The sequence below is a fragment of the Streptomyces sp. Xyl84 genome (assembly GCF_059731885.1).
The window spans coordinates 377389-393071 of record NZ_AP029183.1 but is presented as its reverse complement, the minus strand read 5'-3'; the positions used below and the strand labels follow the sequence as shown (position 1 = coordinate 393071).

The window sequence follows — 15683 nt, the reverse complement described above, 5'->3', positions numbered from 1 at the left end:
GCCATGTCAGACCCCACCCCATCGGAGCTTCCGAACACGGCGGAAGCGGGGCCGTTGAGCTACGCCATCTTCCAGCTCGCCCGCACCCACCGCGCCCATGCCGCCGCCATGCTGCGCGCCATGAACCTGCACCCGGGGCAGGAACTGCTGCTCATGCAGCTCTTCGACCGCGACGGCCGGACCCAGGCGGAACTGCTGGAGCGGGCCGGTCTCGACCACTCCACCGTTTCCAAGTCCCTGCGCCGCATGCAGGAGGCCGGGCTGCTCACCCGGGAGCCCGCCTCCCACGACCGGCGGGTCATGGTGGTCCACCTCACCGACGCGGGGCGTGCTCTCCAAGAGCCCATCGCCGACATGTGGCGCACCCTGGAACAGGTTTCCGTGCGCGACCTGACCCCTGATCAGATCCAGGCGTTCACCACCTGCGCGCGCATCATCGAGAAGTCGGTCAGGGACCACGGCCGACAGCCGCCTGGCGAGTGAGCGGCACGGGGAGCCGGCTGACTCGCCGGCACCACCGTGTCCGGGGGGAGCGAGGGCTTGCCCGACGGCAGCCCTCGCTCCCCACCGGCCAGGAGTACATGCTTCAACTCCGCCCATGAGCGACGTATCAGCCCGGCGGGAGCGCACGAACACGCACGCGGGCCTCTGCGGTCCCTTCGGCGCTACGCGGGCTCAGCTCCGTACCAGGACCGGCGCGCAGAGACGGCTCGCAGGCCGGCGATGCAGCAGGTGCCCCCCCTTTTTCTTCCATCTTTGTGACAGCAGGGAGATGCTCATGACGAACGCCTTCGCCCCGGTCGATGTGGCAGGCCGGTCGCTGGCCAACCGCATCGTGATGGCGCCGATGACCCGCAGCCGGGCCTACGGGCCGGGCGCCACCGCCACCGACCTGATGGCGACCTACTACGGCCAGCGAGCGAGCGCGGGCCTCATCGTCACCGAAGGCATACAGCCCTCTCCGGTCGGCCAGGGCTACCCCGACACACCGGGCCTGTACTCGCCGGAGCAGGTGGCCGCCTGGCGCAAGGTCACCGACGCCGTCCACGCCAAGGGCGGGGTGATCTTCGCGCAGCTGATGCACACCGGCCGCATCGGCCACCCCCGTCTCCTCCCCGCCGGTCTGCACCCCGTCGCGCCCTCACCCGTCGCCGCGAAGGGCCAGGTGTTCACCCACGAGGGGCCGTTGGACTTCGTCACCCCGCAGGAACTGGACGCCGCCGGCATCGCCCGCACCGTCGCCGACTTCGCGGACGCGGCACGCAACGCGATCGCCGCGGGCTTCGACGGGGTCGAGATCCACGGCGCGAACGGCTACCTGATCCACCAGTTCCTCGCCCCCGACACCAACCGGCGCGCAGACGGCTGGGGCGGTGATGTGGCAGGCCGGGTCCGGTTCGCTCTGGAGGTGGCCGAGGCCGTCGCACAGACGATCGGCGGCCACCGCACCGGCTTCCGGATCTCGCCCGCGAACCCCTACAACGACATCGCCGAGCACGACCCGGCGGACGTGGAGAGCACCTACACCACGCTGGTCACCCGGCTCAGCGAGCTGAACCTGGCCTACCTGCACATGATGGAAGGAGCCGACCGGGAACTGACCGCACGCCTGCGCAAGCTCTGGCCCTCGACGTTCATCCTCAACCCGCTCACCCACCCACAGCCCACCGGCCCGGACGCGCTCACCCTCATCCAGGACGGCACCGCGGACATGATCGCCTTCGGGGCACTGTTCCTCGCCAACCCCGACCTGCCCGCCCGCCTGGCCGCCCAGGGCCCCTACAACACGCCGGACCGCGCCACCTTCTACGGCGGTGACCACCGCGGCTACACCGACTACCCGCACCTGTAAGAGCTGCGAACAAAAGTGGGCCCCGGCGGCCGGCGCCCGGCACGCGCCCTCGCCGTGTTGCCGGAAGGCCCTGACAGCTCCGCTACAAGGGCCTTCCGGCGCCTTGCGACCGCACGCACCGGACACCGCCCGCTGACCGGAACCCACTTTTGTCCGCAGCTCCAAGGCACGCCCTCACCGGGGACGGACTCTCACTCCGGTCGGCCGCTCGCAGACTCCGGTTCACGTTTCGCCGTCCCCATCCGGCTCCAGCGGGTCCGGGTCGCGCGGCGGGCGCCCGCTTCCGTGCCCTGAAACACCGTCCCGGCATGGATCTGCCGCACCGCGTCCCCGGCACGGGGCAGGAGGGCGCACCGCCCCGCGGCCCGGCCCGCGCCCCGCGTCACCTCGGCCGCGCGTGCGGCCGACGGCCGGGCGCAGGGCCGGGCGTCATGCCCTGTCGACGTGGCTGTACACGCGATCGAAGCGCAGGGACGCCAGGTCCTGGCGGCGGATCATCCAGCTGACGACGTACGAGCCCAGCTCGCGGACCTGCTCATCGCCACGCCAGGTGGCCAGCAGGGCCCAGTCGTCGGCGTCCGCCGCGGCGTCGCCGGTCTCCGGCTCGTCGTCTTTGGCGAGGAGAAGAGGGTCGTCGTTGAGGACGACAGGGTGGGCGCCGAGGGCGAACGTCCAGGTCGGCCAGGAGCCCCCCACGTGCGTCCAGGCGCTCTGCAGCTCCTCGGCGAGTTCGTACTCCTCGTCGTCGGGGGCGTCCCACCTGGCCTCCGCGAAGCTCTCCGGCATCGGCGGGGACACGTGGTGCCACATCGTGCGCATGTCCTGCGGCTCGAACGGCCCGTACGCGGTGTCCACACGCCGGACGGCCGCCGGTGTCCCGGCGGGGACATGGCACACCGCGTCACTCGTCGGGCCGTGCAGGCCCGGCTCCAGGTCGGCGAAGAACAGCAGGTGGCCGTCCGACGGCAGGGGGAGTCCGGTGGCGCCCTGGGGTATCAGCGCGCAGTCGACGCGGGCGATCAGGGGGTGGCACGGATCCGGGGCGCCTTTCGGCAGTACCGGATCACCACCCGTCCGCGCCGCGAGCGGCCCGTCCCCGCCCTGTGCGAAGAACGTGCCCGGCACAGCGGTCCGTATCCACTCCTCGACCTCCTCCGCCGGCAGCCCACGGGACACGGCTTCGGCGCGGAAGCGATGCACTCTGTCGGTGTTCCAGTCATCGATCACAGCCACACCCTAGCCGGGACGTAGGACAGCGCAGGGGGACCGCGGCCGCGGCAGCGGGTCATCGGGGCCCGCGCAACAGACCTGGCCCCGCGTCCTGACTTCGGTGTTCCGGGGGCCCTGCCCGGAAGCGCCGCAGGCCGACGACACTCCGAGAGGCCCCTGAGACCAAGGTGCCTGACGGCCACGGTCAACTACCGGTACGCCACGAGCCGGTGTGCCGCGCGCGCTCAGGGAAGGCACCCCTCGCGTGCGGCGGATCGAGCCCCACGCGGCGCCGGGGCGAGGACGAACGGCACCGTCGCTCGTGCGCCTTCCGGCCGAAGGCCGGCGTTCTGCCGTCGGCCGGTCCGCGCCGCATCCGGCCGGCCTGTCGGTCGGCCCGTACCGCGATCACCGCGCGGACGCCGCGCTTGTGCGGGTGATCGCCCGGACTGTGACGCGGAACGAACCCGGAACGACCGTGACCCCCCGCCCGCCGCCCCACACGCAACTGCCTAGTCGTGGAAGGCCGTGGTCGACTCGAGTGGAGCCCGCTCGGTCTTCACCTGATTCACCGGCGCCGCCTCGTCGGCGTAGCCGAAGGAGATGCCGACGAGCAGCTTCCCTGCGGTGACGCCGAGTTCGGCGCGGACGGTGTCGGCGTAGAAGCTCAACAGCCCCTGCGGGCAACTGTCCACGCCGTACGCGCTCATCGCCAGGAGCAGCGTCTGCATGTAGGCGCCGACATCCGCGGCCAGCCTGGCCCCTCCGTCACCGTGGACGAAGAGGAAGGCCGCGTGTGGTGCGCCGTAGAAGCCCAGGCTCTCCGAGTCGTAGGCCGCACGTGCCGTGTGATCGTCGGGTCCGATGCCCAGCGCCCCGTACAGTGCGGCACCGAACGCCGCCCGGCGTGTCTGGTGCACCTGCGCGTACATCGTCTCTGCATACGGGAAGTCCACCGAGGTGCGCCCTTCGGCGTGGGCCGTCTGCAGGGCTCCGGCCAGACGCTGACGTGCCGCGCCGCTCACCACCTCCACCCGCCAGGGTTGGGCGTTGGAGTTGGACGGCGCGGTGCCGGCCAGCGAGAAGATCCTGCGCATCGTGTCCTCGGGCACGGGCTCCGGACGGAACGCGCGGGTCGCGTGACGGCCGCGTATCAGCTTCTCCGCGCAGCTGCTCAGCTCAGTGGGGACGGTCCTGCTCATGGGACTCCTTGATGACCTCGATGACGAAAGCGTCCATGTAAACGGATGCGTTTACATGCGGGACCACCTTAGCGTGAGACGCCGACCTAAGTAAACGAGTGCGTATACTTCCTTCATGGACACGACCGCGAGTACGACGGCCACCGCACCCGGGCGGCGAGGGCGCGGCGGGCGGGAGCGCATTCTGGCTGCCGCCGCCCGGCTGTTCGCGACCCAGGGCATCAGCGCGACCGGCATGGAACAGGTCGCCGAGGAAGCGCCGGTGTCCAAGCGGACGCTCTACGCGCACTTCCGCACCAAGAACGATCTGGTCATCGCCCACTTGCAGGGCCTCGCGCTGTCGGGGGCCACCCTGGAAGGCGTGCTGACCCGCGAGGACATCCCTCCGCGTGACCGGATCCGCAGGTTGTTCGACCTGCCGGTGGCGGACGCGACTCCGGTGCGCGGGTGTCCGTTCATCGATGCCGCCGCGGAGTTTCCTGACCCGGAGAGCGCGGTGCACTCCTACGCGCGGGAGCAGAAGCTGCGCATGGTGCAGCTGATCGTCGCGGTGCTGACGGAGCTGGGCTGCCGCGAACCCCTCCCGCTCGCCGAGCAACTGGCAACCCTCGCGGACGGGGCGGCCAGCCGAGCCATGGTGCTGGGTGAAGCGGATTACGGTCGGCACGCGTGGGCGGCGGCGGAAGTCCTCCTCAGTCAGGCTCTGCAGGAGAAGCAGGGGAAGGACTGACGAGGAAGACGTCCGGGCGGGCCCGGCCGGAAGGCCGGAGGCGCGCTGATGCCCCGAACGAAACGGCCCGGGCGGTTCCCGTCCGGATCAGCCGCTCGTCGGTGCGCGTGTGTCGTTGACCGACGTGCCTGCGCTGCGGCCCAGGGAGTGGTCCTCCATCCGGCTCCACCGGTTCAAGCGCCTACGGATCCGTCACGGACTCGCCGGCCTTCACGTCGGTCTGCTCCCCTGGCCCCCGCCTCGGTCTGCTCCCATCCGCTTGCAGCACCGTCTGCCCGCGCAGGCCCCGAAGCTCCCTTCGGAAGGGTCAGGAAGTGACGTCCTGTGGTTCGAGGGGGCCCGGTCGGCCATGGGACCGGAGGCCGTCCATCAGGAGGTCGAGCAAGCGGCCGGCCCTGGCCTTGTGTCCGACCGGTGGGAACACGGTGAAGATGCCGATGAGCGAGGCGGCGACGTCGTCCGCGGTGACGTCGGAGCGGAGTTCCCCGGTCGCGCGGCCTGCGTCGAGGATCGTGCTGATGGCCGTCAGCAGCTCGGTCCGGGTCTGCGCATGCGTGATCTCACCGGATTCGATCATCGCGAGCAGCGTGTCGAGCATGCCGTTCTTGGTGGCGATCCAGTCCCCGAACGAGTCCATCCAGCGTCGCATCGCCGCAGGTGGGGGCAGTTGGCCGAGCAGTTCGCGGGCGCCGGTCGTCAGACGCACGACCTGGTCCTGGTAGACCGCGTCGACGAGCGACTCGCGGGTCGGGAAGTGCCGGTAGAGGGTGGCGATGCCGACCCCTGCCTCGCGGGCGATCACGCGCATCGACGGCTCGGCGTCGGCCGACATGAAGACGCGAGTGGCCACTGCGAGCAGGTGGTCGCGGTTGCGGACCGCGTCCGCCCGTGGCGCGCGGACCCCTGTCCCGCCGGAAACGGAACGTGCTCCGTTTGTGCTACGGTCGTTCATGTAAACGGAGCATAGTCCGTTTCGCTGTACGGCAAGGAGAGGGGAGCCCCGTGCAGACCCACAGCAGGCGACCGAGCGCAGACGGCAGCAGGGCGGTCCAGCTCGATTCGTTCGGCGGCCCGGAGGTCCTCGATGTCCGCGAGGTCCCCGCGCCGCAGGCCGGCCCGGGGCAGATCCGTGTGCGGGTCACGGCGGCCGGCCTGAACCCGATGGACTGGATCATGACCGCCGATGCGGACACCGCCGCCAGGTTCGGCCTGGCCCTGCCTGTCGGGTTCGGGACCGACTACGCGGGAGTGGTCGACCAGGTCGGTGACGGGGTGGGCGGCTTCGCGCCCGGCGACCGGGTGTTCGGGGGAGCCCTCTCCCGCGCGGTCGCCGACTTCGTGGTGGTCGACCCGGCCGCGGGGATCGCGGCGAACGAGGCCCACCACACACCCGACGGCGTCGACGACCGCACCGCCGCCACCCTCACGATCGCCGGCCGCACGGCATCCGCCGCCCTCGCCGCGATCGACCCCGGCCCGCACGACACCGTTCTGATCGGCGGCGCCGGGGGCGGGGTCGGGGTGTTCGCCGTCCAGTTGGCGCGGATCGCGGGAGCGCGCGTCATCGGGACGGGATCGGCGGCATCGGCCGACTACCTGCGCGGCCTCGGAGCCGAACCGGTCGCCTACGGCGACGGCCTGGGCGACCGGGTCCGAGCCCTCGCTCCCGGCGGTGTCACCGCCGCCCTCGACCTGTACGGGACCGAGACAGTGCACGTCGCAAGGGAACTCGGCGTCCCGGACAGCCGCATCTGCACCATCGCCGCGCAGGTCGAGGGGGTGGCAGCGGGCAATGGCGCGAATGCGGCCCCCGAAGCTCTGGAAGAGATCGCCCGCCTGGTCGCCGCGGGCCGGCTGCGGGTGCCGATCGCGGGGAGCTTCCCGATCGGGCAGATCCGCCGTGCGGCCGGGCTCCAGGCCGGCCGGCACGTGCGGGGCAAGATCGTCATCGACCTCCAGACCGAGTAGCGCCAGGCTCCCCGCGACGATGAACGTGCTCCGGCCACGGCCGAGGCGTCCCGTCCCCGATGCCGGGGACAGCATGCAGCACGTGGCACGCGGCGACCCTGGACGCCGCGGGGTGCTCCGTACCGGTCACGCACGGGACGCGAGGTGGCGCCAGTCGTTCCATGTGTCGAGCCGCTTCCGATAGGCCGCCTCGACCACCGGATAGGGGTAGGTGCCGAGGAAGAGCCGCAGGGGTGGTGCGTCGGTGTCGACGAGTTCGAGGACCACGGCGGCGGTGCCCCGCGCGTCCTGTGGTGCGCGGGCGGAGGCACCGGCCCGGCGTGCGGCGCGGACGGGTTCGTAGGCGGGGAGCGGCTCGGTGTGCACCGCGGAGGCCCCCGACCAGTCGGTGCCGTAGGGGCCGGGTTCGACCAGAGTCACGTGGATCCCGAACGGGGCGACCTCCTGGGCCAGGGCTTCGCTCATCCCCTCCAGGGCCCACTTGGAGGCGTTGTACAGCCCGAGCGTGGGGAAGGCGGCCAGGCCACCGAGGCTGGAGACCTGAAGGATGTGACCGCTGCCCTGGGCCCGCAGGTACGGCAGGGCCGCCTGCGTCACCCACAACGGGCCGAACAGGTTGGTGTCGAGCTGGGCGCGAGCCTGTTCCTCGGTGGTCTCCTCGACCATGCCGAACAGGCCGTAGCCCGCGTTGTTCACGACCACGTCCAGGCGGCCGAAGGTCTCGGCGGCCCGCCGCACCGCGGCAGTGACGGCAGTGCGGTCGGTCACGTCGAGTCCGATGGGGAGGACGTCGTCCCCGTGTGCGTCCAGGAGAGGCCGCAGCGTCTCGGTGTCACGTGCGGTGGCGGCGACGCGGTCGCCGCGGTCGAGGGCGGCTTCGGCCCAGATACGGCCGAAGCCGCGGGACGCGCCGGTGATGAACCAGGTCTTCATGACGTCGAGCCTGCGCCGTCTGCCCCTCGGCAGCCAGCACCCCCACGGGGTTACCCTCGCGGCATGGTGGCCGACAATCTTCTGGGAGATTTCCTCAAGGCCCGGCGCGGACGGGTCGCTCCGGCGGACGTGGCGGTGCCCGCCGTCGGACGTCGCCGGGTGGCAGGACTGCGCCGGGAGGAACTGGCCCGGCTCGCCGGAATCAGCGAGCCGTACCTGGTCCGGCTCGAACAGGGCGTCGACCGGCATCCCTCGCCGCAGGTGCTGAACTCCCTCGCGCGGGCGTTGGAGCTGGACGCCGACGCCTGCGCCCACCTGCACGCCCTCGCCGGCCCCGCCCCCGTGCCGCCGTCACGGACCGAGGTCTCCGAGGACGTGCACCGGCTGCTCGACGCGTGGACGGACCGCCCTGCGTACGTGCGCGACCGCTACTTCGACGTACTGGCGGCGAACAAGCAGGCGCGCGCCCTCGCCCCCCTGTACGAGCCCGGGAGCAACCTGGTCCGAGCGGTCTTCCTCGACCCGGCGTCCCGCCGGCTCTTCCCCGACTGGGCGGAGGTGGCCGCGCAGACCGCAGCGGCCCTGCGCGCCGAAGCCGACCCACGCGACCCCAGGACCGTCCGCCTGGTCGCCGAGCTGGAGACGGACGAGGAGTTCCGTCAGTTGTGGATGCGGCACGAGACGCGGCCCGCCCGGGACGAACTCAAGCGCTTCGCGCACCCGGTCGTCGGCAGCCTCGCCCTGCGAAGGCAGGCGCTCACCGTCGGCGGCGCCGAGCAACAGGTGATCATCGTGTACCAGGCGACGCCCGGGAGCCCGTCCGAGGCGGCCCTGACCCGCCTTGTGTGACGCGCCGGACGTCTGCCGCCGGCTTCGGATCGATGTGACTGAGCGCTTCAGCCGGCGAGGTGAGCACCTCGGACAGTCTCATGGGGGCACGGTCCAGGAGCCCCGCGAGCGACGATGAGTTCCGGGGCGTCCGGCGGTCGTACTGCCGAACCCGTCAGCGAGGAGGGCTTCTGATGCGCAGCGTGACCTATTCGATGAACGTCTCACTCGACGGCTACATCGTCGGGCCGGACGGCGACTTCGACTGGTCGGCGCCCGACGAGGGGGTGTTTCGCTTCTGGATCGACGAGATCCGAGAGGTCGGCGTCCACCTGTTGGGACGACGGCTGTACGAGACGATGCTGTACTGGGAGACCGCGGATCAGGACCCCTCGCTCGACGACTCCATGCTCGAGTGGGCCGCGCTCTGGAAGCCGCTGCCGAAGGTGGTGTTCTCCACCACGCTGTCCGCGGTGCAGGGCCGTGCCCGCCTGGCTTCCGGCGCTCTGGCGGAGGAGATCGAGCGGTTGCGGGCCGAGCCGGGGGAGGGGGACATCGCGATCGGCGGCGCGACCCTCGCCGCAGAGGCGGCCGCAGCGGGTCTGATCGACGAGTACCGGGCCGTGGTCCACCCGGTGCTGGTCGGCGGTGGCATTCCGTTCTTCCCCCGGGACGAGCACCGGGTGGACCTCGAACTCGTCGAGACCCGCGCCTTCGGCTCAGGAGTCGTCTACCTCCGCCACCGAGTGGCGCGCTAACCGGCTCGTCCGCCGGGCCCCGGGAAGAACGACGCGGTGGCACTCGTTGCTCCCCGGCACCGGCGGTCGCGGCTCATCGAAACCGTGGTCGAAACCCTGGAGGACGGGGCCGAGTTCGGCAGCCGCACCGCACAGCGAGCCCAGCCGTCCACCCGGCTGCTTCGCTGCGTCCAGCACCGGTCCAGCGCCGTTCCGGCGCCGTTCCGGCGCCGGTCCAGCGGCAGCACCGGCGCCCAGGCCGGCGCCTCTACGCGGTCGACGGCGTGCACGACGCCGCTCCGGCCGGGACCGCGGCCGCCGGCCCGCGCGAGCACCCGGCCGGACGGCCGCCGCGGGCCCCGCGCCTCCGGGACGGGCGGAGGGCGGCGTCACGCCGCGCGGGGACCGGGGGGCGTCACCGCCACCGGGCTCACCGGCGGACGGCACGCAGTCCGTCCAGGAGCAGCCGCAGTCCGAACTCGAAGTGTGCCGTGAAGTCCGTACTGGTGAGCACCGGCAGCGTGGCGGCGAGGTGCGGATACGTCCCGGCCCCCACCGCCTCGTGCAGGGCTCCCGCGTCGGTGGGCCCCCCGTCCCCCGGCCGGAGGGCGGCCTGTTCCTCCAGGGTGTGGCCGACGGTGAAGTTGGCCACCGCGTAGAGCGCCCGCGCGGCCTCGCCGTCGCCGAAGCCCGCCTCACGCAGCACGCCGACGAGGCTGTCGGCGAAGCCCAGGGTGTTCGGGCCGGTCGAGTGCGTGCCGGTGAAAACGCGTGCGCCGTCGCGATGGGCGAGCAGGGCCGTGCGCAGCGCGCGGGCGAGGCGCGCCGCTCTCTGGCTCCAGTCACCGTCGCTCGTCGGCCCGGCGGCGTCGGCGACACCGACGACCATGCGCTCGGCCATCGCGGTGAGCAGGTCCTGTTTGGTCGCGAAGTAGCGGTACAGCGCACCGGCCTGGACGCCCATCGCGTCGGCGAGCCGGCGCATGGTCAGCGCGTCGAGACCGGACTCGTTCAGCAGGTCGAGGGCGGTCTGGACGGTGCGGGCCTGGTCGAGTCTGGCGGGCCGGCCTCGGGCCGGGGTTGACGGGGAGCTCATGGACCTCACTATAGTGAACGCCGTTCACGTGAACGTCGTTCACTAAATAGAGGAGGTCATCTCCGATGAACACCGACGTGATCGTCGTGGGTGCGGGCCCGACGGGGCTGATGCTTGCCTGCGAGCTGGCGCTGGCGGGTGTACGGACCCGGATCCTGGAGCGGCGCACCGTACCGCAGCGCGATTCGCGGGCGCTGAGCCTGCACCCGCGCAGCGTGGAACTGATGGACCAGCGCGGGCTGCTCGACCGGTTCCTCCCGCTCGGCCGGACCGTGCCGGGCTGGCATTTCGCGGGGCTGCGCACCCAGCTGGACTTCAGCACCCTCGACTCCCGGCACGGCTACACCCTCTTCCTTGCCCAGGCGCGCACCGAGGCGATCCTCGAGGAGCGGGCGCACGAGCTGGGGGTGGAGATCAGCCGGGGACACGAGACCCTCGGCGTGCGCCAGGGCGGCGACGGAGTCGAGGTGGAGACGCGCGTCCCCGGCGGCGGCACCGAGACCGTGTGTGGTCTCTACGCGGTCGGGTGTGACGGCGGACGTAGCGTCGTGCGGCAGGCCGCGGGAATCGGTTTCCCCGGCACCGACGAGACTCTGACCGGGGTGCTCGGAGACTTCGCGGTCGTCGACGCACGCCCCGGCGCCCTCGACGGGGCACGGGCCCGGGGCGTGATCGTCGCGCCGTTGGAGGGAGGGCTCACCCGGTTCGTCTACCTGGATCCGGAGCGGCTGCGGGTGCCGGCCCGGGAGCCCGTGACTCTGGAGGAGTTCCGTACGTCGCTCAGCCGGATCACCGGCTCCGACTGCGGGATCGCCGAGCCGCGCTGGCTGTCGCGCTTCGGCAATGCCACCCGGCTCGCGGAGAGCTACCGCTCGGGACGCATCCTGCTGGCGGGCGACGCCGCCCACATCCACTTCCCCGCAGCGGGCCAGGGGCTCAACACCGGCCTCCAGGACGCCATGAACCTGGGGTGGAAACTGGCCGCCGCGGTCAACGGCTGGGCCCCACCCGGGCTGCTGGACAGTTACGACGGGGAGCGGCGGCCGGTCGGCCGGTCGGTGACCGAGAACACCCAGGTCCAGACCCTGCTGGCGGAGCTGACGTTGATCGCGCGCTACCAGCGCCCGGCGGCAGCCCTGCGCAAGCTCTTCGACGATCTGCTGGGCATGGCGGAGGTCAACCGGTGGCTCGCCGATCAGGTCTCGGCGCTCGGCACCCACTACCCGCCGGCGGACCCGGGCGCCGACCCGCTGGTGGGCCGGCGTATGCCCGACGTCGGGCTGACCGCCGCCGGTTCGGAGGCGACACGGGTGTACGAACTGCTCGCCCCGGGCCGATTCGTCCTGCTCGCTCCGGCCGGGGACCCGGCCCTTCGGGAGGCCGTCGATGCAGGCTGGGGCTCGCGGGTCACGGCGGTCACCGTTGACAAGTACGACGAGCACGCGGACCTCGACGGGGTCACCGAGGTTCTCGTACGCCCCGACGGCCACGTAGCGTGGGCCACCCGCACCACCGACAGCGGCGCGCGCCGGGACGAGCGGGTCCAGGCGCTGACCGCCTGGGCGGGTACGCCCTCGTGACCCCTGGAAGAAGCTGATCAGGCCTGTGAACCGCGTCAGTGACCTGATGCGCGAGGCGGACGCGAAGCCTTGTCGGAGTGAGGACGCCGCTCGGCACACAGGCGTGCGCCGTGCCGTTGCCCAGGGAGGCCGCGACGCCTTGAGCCCCGCAGATGCGGGCGAGTCCCCTGTGCCGCTGGAAGGGGCGTTGCCGCAGGGTCCGACGGCGCACGTGTCCGCACTCCGGCTGCTCCTTGCGGGTCTGCAGGCCACGGGCGGTGACGGTGCCGCACTGGCCTGGCGGGCCGGGGCGCCGGGGCGTATGCCGGCCGGCGAGTGCGGCGACGTGGCCGCGCGGTTCCGCGGGGCGCCCGGCGGGTGAACGGCGGGGGTCGGCAACGTCTCAGAGGACGGCCTCTTCCTCGCGTCCGTCGAAGTCTTCGCGGGCGCGTTCGATGGCGGGCATGCTCTCTGACGCCCAGGCCAGCAGCACGTCGACGGGGTGCCGCAGGGTCTTGCCGAGCGGTGTGATCCGGTACCTCACCGCCACGGGACGGGTGGAGACGACCTCGCGCTCGACCACGCCGTTGCGTTCCAGGCGCCGGAGCGTCGCGGTCAGCGACTTCTGTGTGACCTGGGGGACGGCCCGGCGCAGTTCGTTGAAGCGACAGGGGCGCTCGCACAGCTCGTTGAGGACGCTGAGCGACCACTTGTCGAGGATCTGGTCGAGCAGTTCACGGTGGGGCGTGTCGATGTGGAGTCCGTCGGCGGTATCCATGGCGAAACCTGGTTTCGTTGAAGTGTCCTTCGTCCACTAGGTAGCTTCAAGATACCTATTGGAGGGCGAAACCCATGACTGTTCAGCACTTCACGCCGGAAGGCATGCTGCGGCCGGTCCCGTACCACCACGTCGCCGTGGGCACCGGGACGAAGCACGTCCACGTCAGCGGACAGGTCGCGCGCCAGGCCGACGGGACTCCGGTCGCGCCCGGTGATCTGGCCGGCCAGGTGGCCCAGGCACTGCGCAACACGTCCGTGGGACTGGCGGGGGCGGGCGCGTCGTTCGCGGACGTGCTGCGCCTGACGTTCTACGTGACCCGGTGGGCCCCGGAGAAGATCGGCGACCTCATGGCCGGCGTGGAGGCCGTGGCCGAGGAGATCGGCCTTCGGACTCCCATGCCTCCAGCCTCACTCATCGGCGTCGAGTACCTCTTCGAGCCGGACGTGCTCGTCGAGGTCGAGGCGACCGCGATCCTGGACTGACCCCTTCGGGCCCGGCCTCCCCCGCCACCGGGCCGCCGTCACCCGGCCGCCGGCGCCCGGTGCCGGGTCCGGACCGGGCGCGGGTACGGGCCCGGGACGCTCTGTCTGCGGAGTGTGCCGGCGTCGTCGTGTCAGACGGAGGGTGAGGGGAGGGCGGTGGGGGGCGGGCCGCCGCCGGGTGTGCCCTCGCCGTTGCCCGTGGCGCTGGGGTCGACCGCCATGGTGAGGTAGCCGATGACGCCGCGCTCGAGGTGCCTCTTGTCGTGGACGAGCTTGAGCAGACCGCCCTGCGTGCCGGTTTTCGGGTAGATCGAGTCCTGGTCGAGAGTCACGCGTGTGACGGGATTCGCCGAGTAGGGGGCGATGGTGGTGATGGCCTTCACCGAGTCCTCGGAGAAGTAGAACTGGCCGGTGTGACAGGTGCGTCCGCCGGTGTAGCCGTCGGAGGTCCGGGAGCCACCGGTGTGCACCTTGGTGTGGATGTGGACGGCGCGGCCTGTGTACCAGCCGGGGAAGATGGTCCGGAAGGTGACGAACCCCTGGTGGTCGGTCATCTGGATGCCGCGCAGCCACGTGAGGTCGTCGGTCGGGGTTGCGTGGCCGCCCCTGCCGCCGCCCGGGCCCCCTGGACCGCCTGGAGGCGTCGTCGGCGTACCGGAGGGTGGCGGGCCGGGAGGCGTGCCGCCGCCACCGCCGTTGCCGATCTGGGTGTAGCCCGAGTAGACGCCGGACGCGTCGCAGTGCCAGATCTCGACGGCCGAGTTGCGCAGGGGCTTGCATGTCGCGCTGTCCACGGCACGCAGCACGAGGAGGAGCGGGATCCCGGTGCGGTCCTCGACGACGTTCTTCCGGAAGAGTTCGTAGTCGATGTAGTAGGGGCCCTCGATCTGCTCCGTGGTCAGCGTCATGCAGGCGCTGGACGCGGAGGCGGCCGCCTTCACCGATTCGAGAGTGCCGGCGCCGGCGGTGTTGCGGTCGGCGGCGCTCGCGGCGGCACCCGCGCCGCTGAGGGCTACGGCGCCGGCCGCACCGCCCAGGACCAGCATGCGGCGGCGGGACACGAGTCGGGAGACGAGGGCGTTGTCAGGCTCTTCGGGGGAGAGTCTCGGCATGTGCAGGACAGTAGGAGCGCTGTCTGTGGATCTCATATGAACCAGTCTGTGAATCTCATATGGAACACCACCCGTTGACGCGTCAACGTCCTTACCGCAGCGCTGAAATGACGGAGCATCACGTCCGGGACGGAGCTCCTGGAGCCGTCCTGCACCGAGAAGGAGGCATCCCCGCCGCGGTCCGCGGGTGCGCTCAGTCGAGGACCGGGTGCAGCTCCGGACGGGCTTCCCACCAGGTGCGGTAGAAGGTGTTGGTGGGGATGCTGTCGAGGTAGGAGCGTCCCGCCGCCCGGTACAGCAGCCCGGCACGCTGCTCCGTGACTGCGGACCGGTTCCAGGCGATCCGGATGCGTTCGGTGAGCGGGTCGCCGGCCAGCGGGCGCAGGACCGTTCCCTCGACATGCGGAGAGGTGGGCTGGCACATGGATATGGCCCGTCCGGCGGCGATCAGTTCCCAGCGCATCTTGCGGTCGGCGATCCGGTAGCGCAGTGTCGGCGTGAAGCCGGCCTGGAGGCAGACGTCGGCCATGGCCTCCGGGCCGCCGTCGCCGTCGTCGGTCAGCGCCGTCCAGGTTTCGCCCGCCAGGTCGGCGAGTTCGATCTCCTCCTGCCCGGCCAGGGGGTGGGTGGCCGACAGGCGCACGCAGGCGGGTTCCTTCGGGATGAGGGTGCGGGCCGCCACGCCGTCGGGGAGCGGCACTTCGTGGTCGCCGACCTCCCCGTACAGGATCGCGTCGTACTTCCCGGCACCGAGCATCCGGGTGAGCGTCGTCGCCGAGTGCTCGATGGCGATGTCGACCTCATGGCCGGGCAGTTCCTCCTCCAGGCGCCCGAACAGCCGGTCCACCAGCACCAGTTGGACACAGCCGAGCCGCAGTGCCGGATGCGGTGCGGCGGCTCGCGCTCCGGCGGTCAGGGCGTCCATCTCGCCGAGCACCCGGCGTGCCACGGACAGCACGAACTCGCCCAGCGGAGTGGGCTCGACGCCGCTCCTGCCGCGGACGAACAGCTCGCCGCCCGTGACCTGTTCGATACGCCGTAGCTGCGCGGAGAGAGCCGGCTGGGACACCCCGAGCCGAACCGCCGCACGCCCCAGACTGCCCGCTTCCGCAATCGCGCGGACGGCTGCCAGATGCCTCAACTCCAGTTGCATTTCACCAGCATATGCAGGGCGACGGACGGCCTGGAGGGGTT

General features: G+C 71.7%; 16 protein-coding genes. 8 read left to right on the top strand and 8 right to left on the bottom strand.

Translation table 11 applies throughout. From position 1 onward, the window contains the following. Positions 1 to 3: 3 nt before the first annotated feature. Both AC6I72_RS33490 and AC6I72_RS33485 read left to right on the top strand, forming a co-directional pair. Positions 4 to 483 (top strand): MarR family winged helix-turn-helix transcriptional regulator, encoded by a 480-nt coding sequence (locus tag AC6I72_RS33490; protein ID WP_498005214.1) that lies wholly within the window; start codon positions 4 to 6, stop codon positions 481 to 483. 295 nt (positions 484 to 778) lie between these two features. After that, entirely contained in the window at positions 779 to 1852 is a 1074-nt protein-coding gene (locus AC6I72_RS33485) for an alkene reductase (RefSeq protein ID WP_498005213.1), read from the top strand. Between the two features lie 429 nt (positions 1853 to 2281). On the opposite strand, the gene AC6I72_RS33480 is transcribed toward AC6I72_RS33485, so the two are convergent. Both AC6I72_RS33480 and AC6I72_RS33475 read right to left on the bottom strand, forming a co-directional pair. Further along, the gene (locus tag AC6I72_RS33480) at positions 2282 to 3079 is read right to left on the bottom strand and encodes a DUF1963 domain-containing protein (protein WP_498005212.1); all 798 of its coding nucleotides are present in this window, start codon (positions 3077 to 3079) and stop codon (positions 2282 to 2284) included. Positions 3080 to 3573: 494 nt separating this feature from the next. Further along, on the bottom strand, positions 3574 to 4263 hold the full coding sequence (locus tag AC6I72_RS33475; RefSeq protein ID WP_498005211.1) for a nitroreductase: 690 nt from the start codon (positions 4261 to 4263) through the stop codon (positions 3574 to 3576). Between the two features lie 115 nt (positions 4264 to 4378). Between AC6I72_RS33475 and AC6I72_RS33470 the strand changes: the two genes are divergently transcribed. Next, positions 4379 to 4993 (top strand): TetR/AcrR family transcriptional regulator, encoded by a 615-nt coding sequence (locus AC6I72_RS33470; RefSeq protein ID WP_498005210.1) that lies wholly within the window; start codon positions 4379 to 4381, stop codon positions 4991 to 4993. A 307-nt stretch (positions 4994 to 5300) separates the two neighbouring features. Here AC6I72_RS33470 and AC6I72_RS33465 read toward each other — a convergent pair whose 3' ends face one another. Continuing rightward, entirely contained in the window at positions 5301 to 5945 is a 645-nt protein-coding gene (locus tag AC6I72_RS33465; protein WP_498005209.1) for a TetR/AcrR family transcriptional regulator, read from the bottom strand. Between the two features lie 50 nt (positions 5946 to 5995). Here AC6I72_RS33465 and AC6I72_RS33460 point away from each other — a divergent pair, with 50 nt between their 5' ends. Next, entirely contained in the window at positions 5996 to 6961 is a 966-nt protein-coding gene (locus AC6I72_RS33460) for an NADP-dependent oxidoreductase (RefSeq protein WP_498005208.1), read from the top strand. Between the two features lie 126 nt (positions 6962 to 7087). Here AC6I72_RS33460 and AC6I72_RS33455 read toward each other — a convergent pair whose 3' ends face one another. After that, complete coding sequence (locus AC6I72_RS33455) at positions 7088 to 7894, bottom strand: SDR family oxidoreductase (RefSeq protein WP_498005207.1); 807 nt, start codon at positions 7892 to 7894, stop codon at positions 7088 to 7090. Positions 7895 to 7957: 63 nt separating this feature from the next. Between AC6I72_RS33455 and AC6I72_RS33450 the strand changes: the two genes are divergently transcribed. Together AC6I72_RS33450 and AC6I72_RS33445 are read left to right on the top strand one after the other, a co-directional pair. Then, on the top strand, positions 7958 to 8743 hold the full coding sequence (locus tag AC6I72_RS33450) for a helix-turn-helix domain-containing protein (RefSeq protein ID WP_498005206.1): 786 nt from the start codon (positions 7958 to 7960) through the stop codon (positions 8741 to 8743). A 173-nt stretch (positions 8744 to 8916) separates the two neighbouring features. Beyond that, entirely contained in the window at positions 8917 to 9480 is a 564-nt protein-coding gene (locus tag AC6I72_RS33445; protein WP_498005205.1) for a dihydrofolate reductase family protein, read from the top strand. A gap of 409 nt (positions 9481 to 9889) precedes the next feature. Here AC6I72_RS33445 and AC6I72_RS33440 read toward each other — a convergent pair whose 3' ends face one another. Next, positions 9890 to 10555, bottom strand: coding sequence for a TetR/AcrR family transcriptional regulator C-terminal domain-containing protein (locus AC6I72_RS33440; RefSeq protein ID WP_498005204.1), 666 nt, complete (start codon positions 10553 to 10555; stop codon positions 9890 to 9892). Between the two features lie 65 nt (positions 10556 to 10620). Here AC6I72_RS33440 and AC6I72_RS33435 point away from each other — a divergent pair, with 65 nt between their 5' ends. Next, positions 10621 to 12135 (top strand): monooxygenase, encoded by a 1515-nt coding sequence (locus AC6I72_RS33435; RefSeq protein ID WP_498005203.1) that lies wholly within the window; start codon positions 10621 to 10623, stop codon positions 12133 to 12135. Between the two features lie 382 nt (positions 12136 to 12517). On the opposite strand, the gene AC6I72_RS33430 is transcribed toward AC6I72_RS33435, so the two are convergent. Next, positions 12518 to 12892, bottom strand: a complete 375-nt coding sequence (locus tag AC6I72_RS33430) for a winged helix-turn-helix transcriptional regulator (RefSeq protein WP_498005202.1) — start codon at positions 12890 to 12892, stop codon at positions 12518 to 12520. A gap of 74 nt (positions 12893 to 12966) precedes the next feature. Here AC6I72_RS33430 and AC6I72_RS33425 point away from each other — a divergent pair, with 74 nt between their 5' ends. Beyond that, the gene (locus AC6I72_RS33425) at positions 12967 to 13377 is read left to right on the top strand and encodes a RidA family protein (protein ID WP_498005201.1); all 411 of its coding nucleotides are present in this window, start codon (positions 12967 to 12969) and stop codon (positions 13375 to 13377) included. Positions 13378 to 13508: 131 nt separating this feature from the next. Here the strand turns inward: AC6I72_RS33425 and AC6I72_RS33420 are convergent, their stop codons facing one another. Together AC6I72_RS33420 and AC6I72_RS33415 are read right to left on the bottom strand one after the other, a co-directional pair. Beyond that, positions 13509 to 14489 carry an intradiol ring-cleavage dioxygenase gene (locus tag AC6I72_RS33420; protein ID WP_498005200.1) on the bottom strand — a complete coding sequence of 327 codons (981 nt, stop codon included), beginning with the start codon at positions 14487 to 14489 and terminating at the stop codon, positions 13509 to 13511. A gap of 193 nt (positions 14490 to 14682) precedes the next feature. Beyond that, complete coding sequence (locus tag AC6I72_RS33415; protein ID WP_498005199.1) at positions 14683 to 15642, bottom strand: LysR family transcriptional regulator; 960 nt, start codon at positions 15640 to 15642, stop codon at positions 14683 to 14685. Positions 15643 to 15683: the final 41 nt, after the last annotated feature.

Coding starts and splice junctions, on each gene's coding strand:
- AC6I72_RS33490 (WP_498005214.1), top strand. CDS start 4: ATGTCAGACCCCACCCCATCGGAGCTTCCGAACACGGCGGAAGCGGGG.
- AC6I72_RS33485 (WP_498005213.1), top strand. CDS start 779: ATGACGAACGCCTTCGCCCCGGTCGATGTGGCAGGCCGGTCGCTGGCC.
- AC6I72_RS33475 (WP_498005211.1), bottom strand. CDS start 4,263: ATGAGCAGGACCGTCCCCACTGAGCTGAGCAGCTGCGCGGAGAAGCTG.
- AC6I72_RS33470 (WP_498005210.1), top strand. CDS start 4,379: ATGGACACGACCGCGAGTACGACGGCCACCGCACCCGGGCGGCGAGGG.
- AC6I72_RS33465 (WP_498005209.1), bottom strand. CDS start 5,945: ATGAACGACCGTAGCACAAACGGAGCACGTTCCGTTTCCGGCGGGACA.
- AC6I72_RS33455 (WP_498005207.1), bottom strand. CDS start 7,894: ATGAAGACCTGGTTCATCACCGGCGCGTCCCGCGGCTTCGGCCGTATC.
- AC6I72_RS33450 (WP_498005206.1), top strand. CDS start 7,958: ATGGTGGCCGACAATCTTCTGGGAGATTTCCTCAAGGCCCGGCGCGGA.
- AC6I72_RS33445 (WP_498005205.1), top strand. CDS start 8,917: ATGCGCAGCGTGACCTATTCGATGAACGTCTCACTCGACGGCTACATC.
- AC6I72_RS33440 (WP_498005204.1), bottom strand. CDS start 10,555: ATGAGCTCCCCGTCAACCCCGGCCCGAGGCCGGCCCGCCAGACTCGAC.
- AC6I72_RS33435 (WP_498005203.1), top strand. CDS start 10,621: ATGAACACCGACGTGATCGTCGTGGGTGCGGGCCCGACGGGGCTGATG.
- AC6I72_RS33430 (WP_498005202.1), bottom strand. CDS start 12,892: ATGGATACCGCCGACGGACTCCACATCGACACGCCCCACCGTGAACTG.
- AC6I72_RS33425 (WP_498005201.1), top strand. CDS start 12,967: ATGACTGTTCAGCACTTCACGCCGGAAGGCATGCTGCGGCCGGTCCCG.
- AC6I72_RS33420 (WP_498005200.1), bottom strand. CDS start 14,489: ATGCCGAGACTCTCCCCCGAAGAGCCTGACAACGCCCTCGTCTCCCGA.
- AC6I72_RS33415 (WP_498005199.1), bottom strand. CDS start 15,642: ATGCAACTGGAGTTGAGGCATCTGGCAGCCGTCCGCGCGATTGCGGAA.